The organism is Veillonella sp. oral taxon 780 str. F0422, assembly GCF_000221605.1.
GTDB lineage: Bacteria > Bacillota > Negativicutes > Veillonellales > Veillonellaceae > F0422.
Window position 1 is genome coordinate 14,789 of sequence record NZ_AFUJ01000034.1, and the last position, 17,083, is coordinate 31,871.

17 protein-coding genes are annotated in these 17,083 nt (G+C 40.3%); all 17 read left to right on the forward strand.

Translation table 11 applies throughout. The features are described 5' to 3' along the window. Nucleotides 1-28: 28 nt before the first annotated feature. Complete coding sequence (locus HMPREF9200_RS04170; RefSeq protein ID WP_009353558.1) at nt 29-928, forward strand: ABC transporter permease; 900 nt, start codon at nt 29-31, stop codon at nt 926-928. Between the two features lie 15 nt (nt 929-943). Beyond that, nucleotides 944-1,735 carry an ABC transporter ATP-binding protein gene (locus HMPREF9200_RS04175; protein WP_009353555.1) on the forward strand — a complete coding sequence of 264 codons (792 nt, stop codon included), beginning with the start codon at nt 944-946 and terminating at the stop codon, nt 1,733-1,735. 123 nt (nt 1,736-1,858) lie between these two features. Next, nucleotides 1,859-2,125: a 30S ribosomal protein S15 gene (gene rpsO / locus HMPREF9200_RS04180; RefSeq protein WP_009353572.1), complete on the forward strand. Its 267-nt coding sequence runs from the start codon at nt 1,859-1,861 to the stop codon at nt 2,123-2,125. A 143-nt stretch (nt 2,126-2,268) separates the two neighbouring features. Then, nucleotides 2,269-4,530 carry a TonB-dependent receptor gene (locus HMPREF9200_RS04185; protein WP_009353571.1) on the forward strand — a complete coding sequence of 754 codons (2,262 nt, stop codon included), beginning with the start codon at nt 2,269-2,271 and terminating at the stop codon, nt 4,528-4,530. A 183-nt stretch (nt 4,531-4,713) separates the two neighbouring features. After that, nucleotides 4,714-5,862, forward strand: coding sequence for a hypothetical protein (locus tag HMPREF9200_RS04190; RefSeq protein WP_009353570.1), 1,149 nt, complete (start codon nt 4,714-4,716; stop codon nt 5,860-5,862). Nucleotides 5,863-5,965: 103 nt separating this feature from the next. Further along, nucleotides 5,966-6,520: a transcription factor FapR gene (fapR, locus tag HMPREF9200_RS04195; RefSeq protein ID WP_009353554.1), complete on the forward strand. Its 555-nt coding sequence runs from the start codon at nt 5,966-5,968 to the stop codon at nt 6,518-6,520. 9 nt (nt 6,521-6,529) lie between these two features. Beyond that, nucleotides 6,530-7,558, forward strand: a complete 1,029-nt coding sequence (gene plsX / locus HMPREF9200_RS04200) for a phosphate acyltransferase PlsX (RefSeq protein WP_009353579.1) — start codon at nt 6,530-6,532, stop codon at nt 7,556-7,558. Further along, the gene (locus HMPREF9200_RS04205) at nt 7,542-8,537 is read left to right on the forward strand and encodes a beta-ketoacyl-ACP synthase III (RefSeq protein WP_009353551.1); all 996 of its coding nucleotides are present in this window, start codon (nt 7,542-7,544) and stop codon (nt 8,535-8,537) included. Before plsX ends, HMPREF9200_RS04205 begins: the two co-directional genes overlap by 17 nt. 10 nt (nt 8,538-8,547) lie before the next feature. After that, nucleotides 8,548-9,492 (forward strand): enoyl-[acyl-carrier-protein] reductase FabK, encoded by a 945-nt coding sequence (fabK, locus tag HMPREF9200_RS04210; RefSeq protein ID WP_009353568.1) that lies wholly within the window; start codon nt 8,548-8,550, stop codon nt 9,490-9,492. Between the two features lie 15 nt (nt 9,493-9,507). Beyond that, on the forward strand, nt 9,508-10,446 hold the full coding sequence (gene fabD, locus HMPREF9200_RS04215; protein ID WP_009353567.1) for an ACP S-malonyltransferase: 939 nt from the start codon (nt 9,508-9,510) through the stop codon (nt 10,444-10,446). 1 nt (nt 10,447) lies between these two features. Further along, nucleotides 10,448-11,191, forward strand: coding sequence for a 3-oxoacyl-[acyl-carrier-protein] reductase (gene fabG, locus HMPREF9200_RS04220; RefSeq protein WP_009353560.1), 744 nt, complete (start codon nt 10,448-10,450; stop codon nt 11,189-11,191). 44 nt (nt 11,192-11,235) lie between these two features. Further along, complete coding sequence (locus HMPREF9200_RS04225) at nt 11,236-11,466, forward strand: acyl carrier protein (protein ID WP_009353552.1); 231 nt, start codon at nt 11,236-11,238, stop codon at nt 11,464-11,466. Between the two features lie 70 nt (nt 11,467-11,536). Beyond that, nucleotides 11,537-12,493 carry a nitronate monooxygenase family protein gene (locus HMPREF9200_RS04230; RefSeq protein WP_009353550.1) on the forward strand — a complete coding sequence of 319 codons (957 nt, stop codon included), beginning with the start codon at nt 11,537-11,539 and terminating at the stop codon, nt 12,491-12,493. A gap of 24 nt (nt 12,494-12,517) precedes the next feature. Next, nucleotides 12,518-13,762 (forward strand): beta-ketoacyl-ACP synthase II, encoded by a 1,245-nt coding sequence (gene fabF, locus HMPREF9200_RS04235; RefSeq protein ID WP_009353559.1) that lies wholly within the window; start codon nt 12,518-12,520, stop codon nt 13,760-13,762. Between the two features lie 2 nt (nt 13,763-13,764). Continuing rightward, nucleotides 13,765-14,496: a ribonuclease III gene (gene rnc, locus HMPREF9200_RS04240; RefSeq protein WP_009353573.1), complete on the forward strand. Its 732-nt coding sequence runs from the start codon at nt 13,765-13,767 to the stop codon at nt 14,494-14,496. Between the two features lie 57 nt (nt 14,497-14,553). Next, complete coding sequence (locus tag HMPREF9200_RS04245) at nt 14,554-15,621, forward strand: elongator complex protein 3 (RefSeq protein ID WP_009353564.1); 1,068 nt, start codon at nt 14,554-14,556, stop codon at nt 15,619-15,621. Nucleotides 15,622-15,785: 164 nt separating this feature from the next. Further along, on the forward strand, nt 15,786-17,083 hold a 1,298-nt coding region (locus HMPREF9200_RS04250), incomplete at its 3' end, for a chromosome segregation SMC family protein (RefSeq protein ID WP_009353562.1).

Consider the following 17,083-nt stretch of genomic DNA (forward strand, 5'->3'; position numbering starts at 1 on the left):
GTGGGGGCAACCCCGAGTAGGAGGATCTATGACAAACTTAATTATTAGTACCATTGCACAGGGCCTATTGTGGGCATTGTTGGCATTGGGTGTGTTTATTACTTTCAGAATTTTAGATGTAGCTGATTTAACAGTAGAAGGTAGTTTCCCTATGGGAGCTGCTATTTCTGCAGTATTGATTACCATGGGTGTGAACCCTTGGATCACAGTGATAGTTGCAGGTATTGGTGGTATGATTGCCGGAGCTGTAACAGGGTGGATACACACCAAATTAAAAATTCCTGCATTACTAGCTGGTATCTTAACCATGATTGCCTTGTATTCTGTGAACTTACATATTATGGGGAAAGCAAATATCTCCTTATTGCGCATGGATACGGTGTACTCCGCCATTCATAGCATGGGTATTTCCAATGCGGTAGCATTGACTATCATTGGTGTAGTGGTAACTGTGGTAGTGGGATTATTCTTATTCTGGTTCTTTGGTACTGAACTAGGTACATCTATCCGCGCTACTGGGGTAAATCCACAAATGATTCGTGCCCAAGGGGTAAACACAGATTCCATGATTGTTCTTGGATTACTATTATCCAATGGTTTTGTAGCTGTATCTGGGGCGTTAATTGCTCAATCCCAAGGCTTTGCAGATATCGGTATGGGCGTAGGAACTATCGTTATCGGCCTGGCATCAGTTATTATTGGAGAAGTATTATTTGCTTCTTCTTCGGTAGTGCGCAAACTATTTGGTAATTCTTCCTTCGTGTTGAGCTTAGTAGCCGTTGTATTCGGTTCCATTATTTACCGTATTGTTATTGCTACTGTACTATACCTAGGTATGCCTCCAAATGATTTAAAATTATTTACTGCTATCTTAGTAGCCTTAGCTCTATCCTTACCAACGTGGCAAGGTAAATTTCGTCGTAGTTAAGAGGAGGGTGCGCACATGTTAGAATTAAAAGGAATTGTGAAAGCCTTCCATAAAGGCACTGTGAATGAAAAAATTGCTCTTCGTGGCATTGATTTACGATTAGAAGATGGAGATTTCGTGACTGTTATCGGTGGTAATGGAGCTGGTAAAAGTACATTGTTGAACTCCATTGCCGGTGTATTCTCCGTCGATGAAGGTTCATTGCATATTAATGATGTAGACGTCACTCACATGGCGGAATACAAACGGGCCAAATACATTGGTCGTGTCTTCCAAGATCCTATGTTGGGCACAGCAGGAAATATGCAAATTGAGGAGAACATGCTTCTTGCCTTGCGTCGCGGAAAACAAATGGGATTGTCTTGGGCATTCAAAGAAAATGAAAGAGAATTATTTAAACAGCAATTAGCTCGTTTGGATTTGGGCTTAGAAAATCGTTTGTCATCCAGTATGGGGTTATTAAGTGGTGGTCAACGTCAATCTATTACTTTGTTGATGGCCACTATGTTGAAGCCAGAAGTACTGTTACTAGATGAACATACGGCAGCCTTAGATCCTAAAACGGCAGAAAAAGTATTGCAGCTCACAGATGAACTAGTAAAAGAACATCATTTGACTACCTTGATGATTACCCATAATATGCGTGATGCCTTGCGATTCGGCAATCGCTTGATCATGATGGATAATGGTAAAGTTATCTATGATGTACGAGGAGAAGAGAAGGCTAGCTTAACGGTACAAGATTTATTAGAGCGCTTTGAAGTAGCCAGCGAAAATACCCTCAGTGACCGCATGATGTTAGGGTAAATACTTTACATTTATATGAAAGTATAGTATTATAGATACCGATGTATTAACCTAGGCGAGGTAATTGAGTCTCCGCCCATTACTTTGGCCTATGGAATTGTAATTTTTAGGAGGACATGAAATATGTTAACTACAGAAGCTAAAGCAGCTATTATTAAAGAATTTGCTGTTCACGAAGGTGACACTGGATCCCCAGAAGTACAAATCGCGATTTTAACTAACCGCATTGTATACTTAACTGAGCATTTAAAAGAGCACAAAAAAGATCATCATTCCCGTCGTGGTCTTTTAAAATTAGTTGGTCAACGTCGTAACATGCTTGACTACCTTCGTCGTAAAGACATCGAACGTTACCGTGCGATCTTAGAAAAATTAGGCTTACGTAAATAATTTTACGTACTTACAAAAAGCGGCTTCGGCCGCTTTTTTGTTATATATGAAGATATTTTCACAAAATGATTTGCAATATTGAAAATGAATGGTATACTAATAGGAAACTTGATGTTTGTTGTATAGTAAGAAGGGAAGTACGAATGAAACAAGTTAAACGAAATGCAACGTGGTTACTATTATTATCTATGGTTACGGTAGCGTTGGGCAGTTATACAGGGTATGCTCATGATGCGCAAGCGGTAGAAGAAACGGTGACCTTGCCAGATGTAACGGTAACGGCAACGAGAACCTTACAAGATATTTCAAAAACGCCTAGTTCTGTGTCTGTGGTGACAGCGAAGGATATTGAAAATCGCAAGGTGGATACGGTTGCAGATGCGATACAATTATTACCAGGAGTGTATAAAAGTCAAGCTTCGGCAGGTGAAATACAAATCCGTGGATTCAATTCTAAAAATATATCGGTACTCGTTGATGGCGTGCCGATGAATAATTCTTACGATAATAAGGTGGACTGGGAAGTGATTCCCGTGCATTCCATCGATCGAATTGAATTGGTGCGTGGTGCTAGTTCCTCCTTGTATGGTGGTAAAGGGGTAGCAGGTGTATTAAGTATTACAACGAAACAAGTGGCACCGAAGGCAAATCGTCAAGGGATTCATTGGCATGGTAAGGTCAATGGTGGGACTTATGGCACCTGGAACAATGAGCTAGGTTTTGATGCTCGCGTGTCGGATAAGGTAGCCATTGGTGTATCTGCAGAAGAACGTCGCACAAATGGATTCCCAGGATTTTTTGTGACGGAAAAAAGCAAGGCTATCAAAGAAGATGTAAAAGCTGTATCTCCTGACACGCCATTAAAACAGTTGACAAGTGGTAAATATGTGGTAGGGAATCGTGGGGATAAATCTTTGCATAATAAGAATTTGTCTGCTTATATTACGATGAACCTAGGCGACAAAGAAACGCTAACTTATCGCTATGTATATGCGAACCATAAGTACTCTTACCACAATCCAATGAGTGCGGTTACAGTAAATGGAAAGACCGTTTTTACAGGGGATATCAAGGTTAGTGATAAAAAATATGTATCTCTTAATGGTAATAGTTTCTTAGGTCATGATGCAGAGCGAGAATATCATTCTCATAGTTTGCAATATAAAAATGAAGCGAACAAATTACAGATTTCCTTGGGTTATTTAGATAAAAAGAAAGATGGCTATTCTGTGCCAACAAAAGCAACTTCAGGAGATTATGAAGGTCCAGGGACGCACTCCTTCTATCCAGGCAAAGCGTACAATCTAGATGTGCAAAAAGCATGGAAACCTGAAGGAAAACATCAAATTGTAGGGGGATTGAATTGGAAACAAGAGCGGTTTGATCAAGAAAAGATTTCTTTGCAACATTGGCGAGATAAAAACTCTAAAGATACTAAGGTATTCCCTAACGGTGTGAGTGAAACGAATACAGGGGCATCTCGCACGATGGCAGTTTTTGTACAAGATACGTATCGCCCTAACGATGATTGGGCTATTTATGCCGGACTTCGTTTAGATCATTTTAAAAAGTACGATGGGTCCCACGGGGAGTACAATAAGAAAACAAAGTCCTACGATGTTGCACATCATAATGATGGATCTTACACGGAGTTGAGTCCTAAGTTGTCCGTAGAAAGATACCTTGATGATTCTACCAACGTCTATGCATCCTATGGTCACTCCTTTGCACCGCCAATCTTGTACCAAGTGTACCGCTTCGGTCAAACATCTAAAACTCCTATTCATGCAAATCCAGAGTTAGATCCAGAACATTCCGATACCTTTGAACTTGGTTTGAAAAAATCTTGGAATGAAAGTACAAAATTAAACGTAGCAGCCTTTTATGTGAATACAAAGGATAAAATTCAATATGTTACATTTAAAAAGACAGATGGTACTGAGGATTACAAAAAGTATATCAATATAGGATCAGAAACACGTCGTGGTGTAGAATTAGAACTTCGTCACAAGTTGTCTAACAAATGGTCTGTCTTTGGAAACTATACATGGCAAATGGGATATATAGAAAGTAAAGCTTTGGTCAATACAGATCAAAGTGATGGAAAAGAACAAAACTTTGAAATTCCAAGGCACCTATTCCATGGTGGTTTGGAATACAATAGTGGCAAGTGGAATGTGTTGTGGGATATGCAATACGTAAGCTCCCGCAACAGCAAAGATACCGCAGGTGGCGAGCCAGAGTCAGAAGATGCGTACTTCTTGACTAATGCGTCCGTAAATTATAAAGTATCCAAAGAAGCGACATTGCAATTCGGAGTACAAAACCTATTCGATCGTGAATATTACGCTAGAGAAGCAACAGGTGGTCGTACGTATAATGTAGGCATGAAATTCAAATTCTAATACAACATAATCTAAACAACATGAGACGTTCCGAGGAGGGGCGTCTCATTTTGTTACCTACTAGATGTTGTATGACCAATTGGAATAGCACTACCATAGGCAATGGCTCTTACCAATGGTATACTAAAGAGGATATAAAGATATTCATAGTAGAGGTCCAAGTGATTCGTAAGGGGAGTATGTATGAATTATAAGCGAAATGTACTAGCAGGACTTGTTATGGCATGTTTGAGCACTGTACCATTTGTGTATGGAGCGTCGGCAGAGGTAGGCTTTCAACAGGTTGTGACGCAACCGGAGCTCATTGAGGTAAGCACAGCGGGGCGAGCTGTGGCGATGCGCAAATACCATGAGGTGCTCAACTATCCAGAGGGACTGCATATTAAGGTAAATGGTGTAGGGTATGACACGGTGCAGCAGAAGCACCATAATGTTACTGGTATTTATGTATTGGATGGTACTAAGTTAACTGTCCACAAGGGCTTGCAAGTAGATCTAAGTAATGCTAAGCCCTATGATCAACCTGATGAAATGGCACATTATTACATGAGTGGTATCTATGCCGGCTTTGGTCGAAAACATGTTGATGACCCGAAATATGATACAAAGGTGGTCGTTCATGGGCCCACGGTGATTCAAGCCGTTGGCAATGGGGTACAAGCTAATAAAGATAGTTATATTACCTTAGACGGTCCTGTGAAAATTGAAACTGTGCCATTTGAGCAAGCAGATGTGTATGCTGCTATTGTCGAAGAAGGTAGCATTGGTATTGGCACTAGTCGGTTGGCTGATGCCTATACGGGTACAGCCCTTGTACCTACTCCGAAGCCATCCCAATATGCAAGGGTACAAGTGACAGGCAATGTAGGGGTATTGAATAAAAACTATGGATTGAATCCTAATCCTGGACGTCATGGTTCGTATATTGTGATGAATTTAGGGACGAAGGACTCCGTGTGGACTGGGGCAGCATTAAATGAATTTGCTGAAAGTGGAAATAACCCTCATCAGTCTGGTGTTACACTAGAATTGAAAAATCAGGCAACGTGGCATAATCGATGGATAGGAGCTAAGCGACATCGCAGTGGACATGAAGAATTACTGCTAGCAACTGGCAAAGGATATACTTTTACAGGTAGTCATATTCAAACATTAATCGGCGGTGATACGCCAGAAACGGCAGGTATTATTTACCAAGAAGATACAGAACCTATTGTAGTAGATGTATTGCAGGGGTATGTAAAAATAGTAGATCGTAGGCCTAATGCAACAAATACAACTGCGCCCATTCGAGTGATAAGCAATAGAGGACAACTTACCATTCTCAAATAAGTATGCATATTTTGCATAGGAATCAAGAAAAGCTTGCATACTATTATCATTTTAGAGTATAATTGTATGGAAGTATTATTACTTGGTCATAAAAGGTGGTTATATGAGTCGTATAAAGAAGGAAGAACGACAACAGTTATTGCGCGAAAAACTGAATATAAGTCCCTTCACGACGGATGAGGAATTGGCCACATATTTTGGAGTTAGTGTTCCGACCATTCGATTGGATCGTTTGGCATTAGGCATTCCTGAGTTACGTGAACGGATTAAGGCAATGGCACAGGAGCATTCTGATGACAGACAGCATATTGATCGGGCAGATGTAGTAGGAGATGTCATTGATTTAGCAGTAGGACAATATGGCATCAGTGTTCTTCGCACTACGAAAGAGATGCTAGATCGATCAGGCTATGTGGAGGCACAATATTTATACGCCCAGGCTAACTCGTTGGCAAGAGCTATTGTAGGGGTTCCTACAATGATTGCTGGAGTTGGAAATATTAAATATAAGAGTCTCGTTAAAAGCGATGTTAATTTAGCAGCAAAAGCTGAATTAGTGCGACAACGAGGAGAAAAATTCTTTATAAAAGTAACAATCAAAGATACCATAAAAGAAGTGTTTCGCGCTAAATTTATTATGGAATCTGTGATAGAATAAGGGTGAATTATGAAGATTGCAGTAGATGCTATGGGTGGCGATTTTGCCCCCCTCGAAATAGTCTTAGGCTCTATTGCCGCTGTGCACGAATACGATACTATGGATATCGTGCTTGTCGGTGATGAAAGTAAAATAAAAGAAATTTTGGAAGCAGAAGGTGAACTGGAGAATCCAAGAATCTCCATTCATCATGCTAGTGAAGTCATAGAAATGCATGAGCATCCCAGTATTGCCTTGCGCAAGAAGAAAGATGCGTCCATTGCAGTGGCTACACGTTTAGTTCGTGAAAAGGTATGTGATGCGGTGATTGCACCAGGTAGTACTGGAGCAGCTGTAGCATCGGCTCTATTAGGTTTGGGAAGAATCAAAGGGATTGAGCGCCCTTGTATTGCTACACCATTACCAACAGCGAATGGTGTGACAATCATGCTAGACTCTGGTGCTAATGCGAATAGTAAGCCAAAACATTTAGTGCAAGGGGCTATCATGGGATATAACTATGCGCAGTTGTTACTTGGCAAACCTAACCCAACTGTGGGCTTGTTAAATATTGGTGAAGAATCCACTAAAGGAAATGAAGTTGTCTTAGAAACCTATCCGTTACTACAAAAACTGAAAACAATCCCTTTTAAAGGAAATGTGGAAGGCCGTGATATTCCAAAAGGAACGGTAGATGTAGTAGTATGTGATGGATTTGTAGGTAATGTGGTGCTTAAATTTGCAGAAGGTCTTGTATCTGTGGTACAAGATATTCTAAAAGAAGGCATCAAACAAAGTAGCATTATCTCTAAACTAGGAGCCTTATTGATTGTTCCTGTGTTTAAGAAAATAAAAAAACGACTAGATCACACAGAAAATGGCGGAGCACCTCTATTAGGGGTAAATGGTGTATTTATTATTTGCCATGGTAGCTCCAAATCTAAGGAAATTATGACAGCAATTAAAATTGCTGGAGATCTAGTAGAACGGAAATTGATTGAACATATTTCCTCAAGTATTGAAGAAGAAGGGACCCTAACATATGACAATGCTGAATAAGCCAGTCGGAATTATTGGTACCGGTAGCTATGTGCCAGAAAAAGTTCTTACAAATGCAGACTTAGAAAAAATGGTAGATACTAGCGATGCTTGGATTCAAGAAAGAACCGGCATTAAAGAACGTAGAATTGCACCAGAAGGTGTAAATGCTTCAGATATGGCTACAGAAGCGGCAAAAAAAGCCTTAGAAGCTGCTAAGTTAACAGCAGAAGATATCGATTGTATCATTGTTGCCACATTAACAGGCGATATGGCAATTCCATCTACAGCATGCTTAGTCCAAGCTAATTTAGGCGCTACAAAAGCAGCAGCCTTTGATTTATCTGCAGCTTGCTCAGGATATGTATACTCTTTGATTACAGCTAGTTCCTATATCAATGCAGGATTGTTTAAAAATGTGCTTGTAGTAGGTGTTGAAGTATTATCTCGTGTAGTAAACTGGGAAGATCGCAATACATGTGTTCTTTTCGGTGACGGTGCTGGAGCCGCTGTAGTATCTTCAGTAGAAGAAGGCTATGGTATGCTCGGTATGGATATGGGGGCTGACGGAAGTGGCGGAATGCATCTATGTATTCCATCTGGAGGTACGGCATTGCCACCGACCACAGAGCGTCGTGAAGAGGGGCTTACCTTCATTCATATGAATGGACAAGAAGTATATAAATTTGCTGTAAAAACAATGGGCAAAACTGTATTGAAAGCGCTAGAAATGGCAAATATGAAAGTGGAAGAATTAGATTTCTTCATTCCACATCAAGCGAATACTCGCATTATCAAATCTGCAGCAGATCGTTTGCATCTGACAGAAGATAAAGTATTTATTAATTTACCTAAGTATGGAAACACATCAGCAGCATCCATTGCGATTGCTTTAGATGAAGCAGTACGTGCAGGAAAATTGCAAAAAGGTGATAATCTTGCCGTTGCTGGATTTGGTGCAGGATTAACTTGGGCAAGTCTAGTAATGAAATGGTGCTAAGGAGGAAAAGATGATTAAGACTGATATTTGTGATTTGTTAGGGATAGAGTATCCCGTTCTTCAAGGTGGTATGGCTTGGTTAGGTACAGCTGAATTAGCAGCTGCTGTATCTGAAGCAGGTGGTTTGGGAATTATTGGTGCAGGACATATGCCTCCTGATGTATTCCGTGCAGAAATTCATAAATTAAAAGAACGCACAAGCAAGCCATATGGTTGTAACATTATGTTAATGTCTCCATTTGTGAATGAAGTTATGGAAGTTGCTTTAGAAGAACGCGTACCAGTCATCACAACTGGAGCAGGTAATCCATCCGCATGGGTACCAGCTTTCAAAGAAATCGGTACAAAAGTAATTCCTGTAGTAGCTTCTGTATTATTAGCGAAACGTTTACTTCGTGGCGGTATCGATGCAGTCATTGCAGAAGGTACTGAGTCTGGCGGTCACGTAGGAGATATTACAACTATGTGCTTAATCCCTCAAATCGTAGATGCTGTGGACGTACCTGTTATTGCAGCTGGTGGTATTGCAGATGGTCGCGGTATGGCAGCAGCCTTAGCATTGGGCGCTAGTGCAGTTCAAATGGGCTCTCGTTTCGTAGTATCTGAAGAATGTATTGCCCATGAAAACTATAAAGAAGCTGTATTGAAAGCAAAAGATCGTTCCACGGTGATGACAGGTTTGACAACAGGTCATCCAGTTCGTATCATTGAGAATTTATTAGCTCGTAAATATCAATCCCTTGAGTTCAGTGGCGCACCAAAAGAAGCTCTTGAAAATCTAGGTGCTGGTACACTTAGAAAAGCTGCCATTGAAGGGGAAACTAAAAACGGTTCCGTTATGATTGGACAAATTGCAGGTATGTTGACTGACATTAAACCTTGCGCAACAATCATTCAAGATATTGTTCGTGAAGCAGAAGAAGTAATGTTGAACTTAAAATCTGTTATCCGATAAGCAGGAGGAAACCTTATGAAAACAGCATTTGTATTCCCTGGTCAAGGGTCTCAAAAAGTGGGTATGTTGAAAGATTTGTACGAAGCGTATCCTATCGTAAGAGAGCGTTTTGCACAAGCAGATGAAGCATTGGGATATTCTATTTCACAATTATGTTTTGAAGGTCCAGATACGGAATTAGTAAAAACAGCAAACACACAACCTGCGATTTTAACAGCTAGTGTGGCATGCTATGAAATTTTAAAAGAAAAAGGCTTTACACCTGATATCGTAGGTGGTCATAGCCTTGGTGAATATAGTGCCTTAGTAGCAGCAGGTGTTCTTGATTTTAAAGATGCTGTGTACGTAGTGCATAAACGTGGAGAATATATGCAAGAAGCTGTACCATTGGGTGAAGGCGCAATGGCTGCGATCTTAGCATTACCTCGTGAAGACGTAGTTCGCATCTGTGGAGAAGTAAACGATACTGTAGGCTCTGTGCAAGCGGTTAACTTCAACTGTCCAGGACAAATCGTGATTGCTGGTGCTACAAAAGCCGTAGAAGTAGCAGCTGAAAAAATGAAAGAAGCTGGTGCTAAACGTGCTGTTATGTTGCCAGTAAGCGCTCCTTTCCACAGTCGTTTAATGGAACCAGCAGCAAAACGTTTACAAGAAGAATTAGACAATATTGAAGTGAAAGATGCTCAAATTCCAGTTGTAGCGAATATTACTGGGGAAATCTTAAAAGATGGAGCTGCTATTAAAGCGGCCTTAGTAAAACAAGCAGCAGCACCAGTACTTTGGGAAGATTGTGTAGCTACAATGGTAGACTTTGGTGCTACAAGATTTGTAGAAGTAGGTCCTGGTAAAGTGTTAACAGGATTCACTAAAAAAATTAACAAAGCAATGGAATTAGCCAATGTTGAAGATGAACCATCCTTAGCAGCAGCGATTGCATTCTTACAAGGAGAATAAAATGAATTTAACAGGTAAAGTAGCTTTAGTTACAGGTGCTTCCCGTGGTATCGGACAAGCCACTGCTATTGAATTAGCAAAAGCTGGAGCAGATGTAGTTGTAAACTTTATTGGTAATGAAGCAGTAGCACAAGAAACTGTTGAAAAAATTGAAGCATTGGGCCGTAAGGCTATCAAAATTAAAGCTAATGTAGGCGATGCAGACGATGTACAAGCCATGGTAGATGAAGCAATTGCGACATTTGGTCATATCGATATTCTTGTAAATAATGCAGGCATCACTCGTGACGGATTATTGATTCGCATGAAAGATTCCGATTGGGATGAAGTATTAAACATTAACTTAAAAGGTGTATACCTTGTGACTAAAGCAGTTGCTAAGCTTATGGTAAAACAACGTGCTGGTCGCATTATCAATATGACATCTGTATCTGGTGTTACTGGTAATGTGGGTCAGGCCAATTATGCCGCTGCTAAAGCAGGGGTAATTGGCTTTACCAAAACTTGTGCCAAAGAATTAGCAGCTCGTGGTATTACTGTAAATGCAGTAGCACCAGGATTTATTGAAACAGCAATGACAGATGTGTTACCTGAAAAAATTAAAGAAGGTATTGCAGCTACTGTGCCGTTTGGTCGCATGGGTCAACCGGAAGAAATTGCTAGTGTAGTAACGTTTTTAGCGTCTGACTTTGCAAGTTATATTACTGGCCAAGTTCTCAATGTAGACGGCGGAATGGTGATGTAAACGCAAGATTCTATACATAGACTACATGAAAGGAGGTGTACGTAATGAGCACATTTGACAAAGTAAAAGCTATTGTTGTTGAACAATTGGGCGTTGACGAATCTGAAGTGGCTATCGATTCCACTTTCATCGATGATTTGGGCGCTGACTCTCTTGACATCGTTGAATTGATCATGGCATTTGAAGAGGAATTCAATATTGAAATCCCTGATGATGTTGCTGAAAAAATCAAAACTGTAAAAGATACAGTTGATTACATCGATTCTACAAAATAAGTCTAAGCACTTATGCACCACAAAGGGGGCCTCGGCTCCCTGAGTGGATTTGCACATAGGAGGAATAATAGTGAAACTCCCTGAACTTAAAATAGGGAAATTGGTAGCCAAAGTACCGGTAATTCAAGGTGGAATGGCAATCCGATTGTCTACAGCTCGGTTGGCTGCAGCAGTTGCAAATGAAGGTGGTATCGGCCTGATTGCAGCATCTGGCATGCCTTTTGATGAATTACGATACGAAATACAATTAGCAAGAAAATTATCGCCTACGGGCATTATCGGTATAAATGCAATGGTAGCCGCTACAGAATTTTTAGGCCTTGTAAAAACGGCCATTGAGGAGGGCATTGACCTCGTAGTAGCTGGCGCTGGATTTTCCAGAGATATGTTTGCCTTAGGTCGTGAATCTGGTACACCTATTGTACCAATCGTATCCACTCCTAAATTAGCTCGTATTTCTGAAGGATTAGGAGCCTCCGCTGTGATCGTGGAAGGTTGTGAAGCAGGTGGTCACTTAGGTACAGATCGCTCCTCTCGTGAATTAGTACCTGAAGTAGTGGCGGCTGTGAAAAATATTCCAGTCATCGGTGCTGGTGGGGTTCTTGATGGAGCAGATATTGTGGAGATGATTAAACTTGGTGCTAGTGGAGTGCAAATGGGAAGCCGTTTTGCTGCTAGTGTGGAGTGTAATGCCTCTGATGAATTGAAAAAAATGTACGTTCGTGCAGATGCTCCAGATGATATTGTCTTGATCCAAAGTCCAGTAGGACTTCCAGGACAAGCGTTGCGTAATAAGTTTGCAGAAACAGTATTAGATGGTACAGTACCGCCACCTACAGAGTGTCATCGATGCTTAAAGCATTGTTCTCACAAATTCTGTATTATTAAAGCCCTTTCACGTGCTCAACAAGGTGACGTGGAAACGGGATTAGTGTTCTCGGGTAATAATATGCGTAAAGTAGACTCCATATTACCTGTGAAAGAGATTTTTGCTCGCCTAGTTTCAGAGGCAGCAGCCATTGATTAAATGAGATTATAAAGAGGTGGAATAATGGAAAGACGTGTTGTTATTACTGGTTTAGGTGCTGTGACACCAGTGGGAATCGGTAAAGATGACTTTTACAATGCATTGCTACGTGGCGAATCTGGTATCGGTCCAATTACTCGATTTGATGCAAGTGATTATGCAACTCGTATTGCAGGTGAAATTAAAGATTTCGATCCAACACAATTTGGAATTGATAAAAAAGAAGCGCGCCGTATGGACCGCTCTGCAGCATTTGCTATTGCAGCGGCAGTGCTTGCGCAAAAAGATGCTGATTTAGATTTAGACAAAGAAGAAGCAGATCGTTGTGGTACTGTAGTTGGTACTGGTATTGGTGGTATTGATTCTATCCATGATGTATATGTGACTTTATTTGAAAAAGGTCCAGGTCGTGTAAGTCCATTTGCAGTACCTATGATGATTGCAAACATGGTATCTGGTCGTGTATCTATTCAATTAGGCTTAAAAGGACCAGTAGAAACTGTTGTTACAGCGTGTACTTCTGGTACAAATGCGATTGGTGAAGCATTCCGCATGATTGCACATGGTCAAGCAGACGTAATGTTTGCTGGTGGTACAGAGGCGGCAGTTTCTCCAGCAGCAGTAGCTGGTTTCGCATCTATGAAAGCTATGTCTACACGTAATGATGAACCTACAAAAGCATCTCGTCCATTTGCAGCTGATCGCGATGGATTCGTAATGGGCGAAGGTTCTGGTATCGTTGTATTAGAAGAATTAGAACATGCAAAAGCACGTGGTGCTCATATCTACGCAGAAGTAGTGGGATATGGTACAAATGGTGATGCATATCATATTTCTTCTCCAGCACCAGGTGGTACACAAGCTCGCAAATGCATGGAATTAGCATTGAATGATGCAGGTATCAAACCTGAAGAAGTTGATTATATTAATGCCCATGGTACATCTACATCCATCAATGATGCAAATGAAACATTGGCAATCAAACAATTATTTGGAGATCATGCTAGTAAATTAGCAGTAAACTCCACAAAATCTATGACAGGTCACTTATTAGGTGCTGCTGGTGCTATTGAAGCAATTGTTATGGCAATGGCTATTGAGACTGGCAAAGTGCATCCAACAATTAACCTTGATAATCCAGATCCAGAATTGGATTTAGATTATGTATCTGATGGAGCTCGTGATATGAAAGTTGATGTAGCTCTTTCCAACTCCTTCGGTTTTGGTGGACACAACGGAACTATCGTTGTTCGTCGTTACGAGGCGTAATTGTGAATGCTCCTAAAAGTAGCAAAGTAACTAGCAAGGCTCGTGAAGCATTACTTCACGAGCTTATTGCGAATTTACATTTGCCTTTACGCAATATAAGTACATTAAATCGTGCTTTGACACATTCTTCCTATGCGAATGAACATAAATTATCCCATGAATATCATAATGAACGATTAGAGTTTTTAGGGGATGCAGTGTTAGATCTTATTATAGGAGAATATTTATTTACTACATATCCAGAAATGACTGAGGGTGAACTGACCCGTTTAAAAGCATGCACCGTCTGTGAAGGTTCTTTAGCAGAATGTAGTCGTACTCTAGACTTAGGAAAATATTTACGCTTAGGTAGAGGCGAGCGGCATTGTGGTGGAGCCAATAGAAACTCCATTTTGGCAGATACTTTTGAGGCTGTCTTAGGGGCTATCTACCTAGAGTGTGGTTATGATGTGGGAAAACAGTTTGTTTTGAGTCATTTGCATGGATATATGAATATGGCACTTTCCGGGAAAGTAGGAAAAGATTTTAAAACATTGCTCCAAGAGTTAGTACAACAAAAAGGGGAATGTGTGATACGGTATCATGTTATCGATGAAGAGGGACCGGATCATGATAAATTCTTTACTATGGAAGTAGTCATCGATGGAGTCCCATCAGGTGTAGGTTCTGGGCGAAATAAAAAAGTGGCAGCCCAAGCAGCAGCTAAAGAGGCTTATGAAAAGCTTATACAATAGTAAGGATTGAGGGGTGGGGAACCACTCCTTTTTCTATATGATACATAGGAGGCAGTTATGAGGAACAGCAAAAAAGAGAAAACTAGATTACTTCCATTTTTTATTCCTCATATTGGCTGCCCATATATTTGTGTATTTTGTAATCAGTCACGTATATCAGGACAACAAGAGATGGTCAGTCCAGAAATCATTCGTTCTTCCATACAAAGAGCCGTATCAGAACAAGGATATAGTGGACAATGGGAAGTAGCTTACTTTGGTGGTAGCTTTACGGCGATACCACAAGAAATGCAAGATACATTATTGGAACCAGCTAAAGAAGCATTTCAACAAGGAATAGTTCAAGGAATTCGTTTGTCTACTCGTCCTGATGCTATCAGAGAAGATCGATTGAAAGAGCTCTTTACTAGTGGTGTAAGAACCATTGAATTAGGAGTACAAACATTAGAGGAATCCATGCTAGTAGAAGCTAAACGAGGGCATACGGTAGAAGATGTGGAACAGGCGTGTAAGATGATACGTGAAGAAGGAATAACTTTAGGTATACAATTACTCCCGGGGTTACCTGGCGAAACTTGGACTACTTTAGTAAAAACGGCGGTGAAAGCCGGTCAATTGCAGGCCGACTTATGTCGCATTTATCCTGTGATTGTCATTGAAGATACAGAACTAGCTGATCGAGTTCGTGAAGGTAGTTATGTACCATTAACAATAGAACAAGCGGTAGCCTATAGTGCTTTTTTAAAATCCTATTTAGAAGGCAAAGGTACACAGATCATACGTGTAGGATTACAAAGTACAGAAGATTTTGATGCTGGTCGTGGTATTGTAGGAGGACCCTATGCTCCTGCCTTTGGAGAATTGGTAGTCAATTATGAATGGCTTCAAGCTATCCAGCAAACCATAGAAGAACACCTAGAAGTATTTGGTGTGATTCATAAGGTCATTGTAGAATATCCAAGACCTTTCACATCAAAGATACGTGGATTGAAGAACAGAAATATAGAGTATTTTGGACAGGAATATAAGCAGATAGAATGGACTTGGCAAGAAAAACAGGAAAATAATAATACTGGAGTATTGCATGTCATGATAGATCATATACTATATAGCTTGGTTCTTTAAATAGTGGGTTATGGTTATACAACAATGGATTAACTAATATTCTGTAGAGAGAGAGTATGTGATGAGAGGTTGGAAATAGGTGTCAGGTTAGGATATAGTATGAACAATATATTATATTGTGTAAATTTGAAACATACCTATGTATACATAGAAAGGAAGCAGTCATGCAATTATTGCGACTAGAAATGAAAGGATTCAAGTCCTTTGCTGATAAAACGGTAGTGTCTTTTTCTCCAGGCATGACTGGGATTGTAGGCCCTAATGGTAGTGGTAAAAGTAATATTACTGATGCGATTCGCTGGGTTTTAGGGGAATCGAATGTACGCCATTTGCGTGGACAAAAAGCAGAAGATATTATTTTTTCTGGCACAGAAGCTCGTCGTCCTCACAATACGGCAGAGGTAAACTTAATTTTTGATAACAGTGATGGCACTTTGGGCAAAGAATTAGCAGAAGTTGTTATCACACGCCGTATGTATCGCAATGGTGAAAGTGAATTCCAAATCAATAAGAGAAATTGCCGGTTAAAAGATATTCATCTATTATTGGCTGATACAGGCTTAGGTAAAGGTTCTATGGCCATCATCGGGCAGAATCGTATCGATGCTATCTTGAATAGTAAACCAGAAGAACGTCGCTTAATATTTGAAGATGTGGCAGGTATCTCTCGCTTTAAAATGAATAAAGAAGATGCTATTCGGCGTATCAATAGTACAGATCGTAATATGGAACGATTAGATGATGTGATGAGTACGCTAGGAGATCAATTAGTAGAATTAGAGGCGAAAGCTAATGTAACACGTGAGTACAATACATTATCACAGGATAAGCGTAGCTATGATGGAGCTATTGCTTTTCATGAATATAAAACGGCGGATCGTTTATTTACACGCCAAGAAAATGAAAACTTATCCTACCTTCGTGAGCAAGAAGAATTAGAAACTAGCTTAGATACAATTCAAGAGACTTATAAAACCACACAAAATGAGCTTCAATCATTTCGTGAAACCCACCGAAGTATGGAAGATGAATATGCCACTTTACAAGGTAAATTAGGGGAACTGACTGGACAAATTGAAGTAGCTCGCTTAAAAGAAGCCAATATGGTAGAAGAGTTAAAAGGTGGAGAAGAACAGTTAAGAACTTGGAAGGAAGAACTGAAAGTTAAAGCACAACAATATGATTGTGACTTGACATCTTTGAAAGACCAAGAAAGTAACTTAACATCCATTGGACAAGATGTAAAACAAGCGGAATCTAATTTGCAAAGCACTCGAGACTCTCTTAGTCAAGTGAAGGCTAATTTAGATGGTATGCGCATAGCGGAGCAACATGCTCATGAGCGTCATATTCGTGTTGTTCGTGAGTTGGAAGAAGCTCGCCATCAATTAGCAAGAGCGGAAGAGTTAGAAACACAAAAGAAAGATGATGCGCAACGTTTGAAGGCTACTTTACAAGATAT

What these genes read in the sequence shown, in the direction of transcription:
- HMPREF9200_RS04170 (WP_009353558.1), top strand. Translation starts at nt 29, where the DNA reads ATGACAAACTTAATTATTAGTACCATTGCACAGGGCCTATTGTGGGCA.
- HMPREF9200_RS04175 (WP_009353555.1), top strand. Translation starts at nt 944, where the DNA reads ATGTTAGAATTAAAAGGAATTGTGAAAGCCTTCCATAAAGGCACTGTG.
- rpsO (WP_009353572.1), top strand. Translation starts at nt 1,859, where the DNA reads ATGTTAACTACAGAAGCTAAAGCAGCTATTATTAAAGAATTTGCTGTT.
- HMPREF9200_RS04185 (WP_009353571.1), top strand. Translation starts at nt 2,269, where the DNA reads ATGAAACAAGTTAAACGAAATGCAACGTGGTTACTATTATTATCTATG.
- HMPREF9200_RS04190 (WP_009353570.1), top strand. Translation starts at nt 4,714, where the DNA reads ATGAATTATAAGCGAAATGTACTAGCAGGACTTGTTATGGCATGTTTG.
- fapR (WP_009353554.1), top strand. Translation starts at nt 5,966, where the DNA reads ATGAGTCGTATAAAGAAGGAAGAACGACAACAGTTATTGCGCGAAAAA.
- plsX (WP_009353579.1), top strand. Translation starts at nt 6,530, where the DNA reads ATGAAGATTGCAGTAGATGCTATGGGTGGCGATTTTGCCCCCCTCGAA.
- HMPREF9200_RS04205 (WP_009353551.1), top strand. Translation starts at nt 7,542, where the DNA reads ATGACAATGCTGAATAAGCCAGTCGGAATTATTGGTACCGGTAGCTAT.
- fabK (WP_009353568.1), top strand. Translation starts at nt 8,548, where the DNA reads ATGATTAAGACTGATATTTGTGATTTGTTAGGGATAGAGTATCCCGTT.
- fabD (WP_009353567.1), top strand. Translation starts at nt 9,508, where the DNA reads ATGAAAACAGCATTTGTATTCCCTGGTCAAGGGTCTCAAAAAGTGGGT.
- fabG (WP_009353560.1), top strand. Translation starts at nt 10,448, where the DNA reads ATGAATTTAACAGGTAAAGTAGCTTTAGTTACAGGTGCTTCCCGTGGT.
- HMPREF9200_RS04225 (WP_009353552.1), top strand. Translation starts at nt 11,236, where the DNA reads ATGAGCACATTTGACAAAGTAAAAGCTATTGTTGTTGAACAATTGGGC.
- fabF (WP_009353559.1), top strand. Translation starts at nt 12,518, where the DNA reads ATGGAAAGACGTGTTGTTATTACTGGTTTAGGTGCTGTGACACCAGTG.
- HMPREF9200_RS04245 (WP_009353564.1), top strand. Translation starts at nt 14,554, where the DNA reads ATGAGGAACAGCAAAAAAGAGAAAACTAGATTACTTCCATTTTTTATT.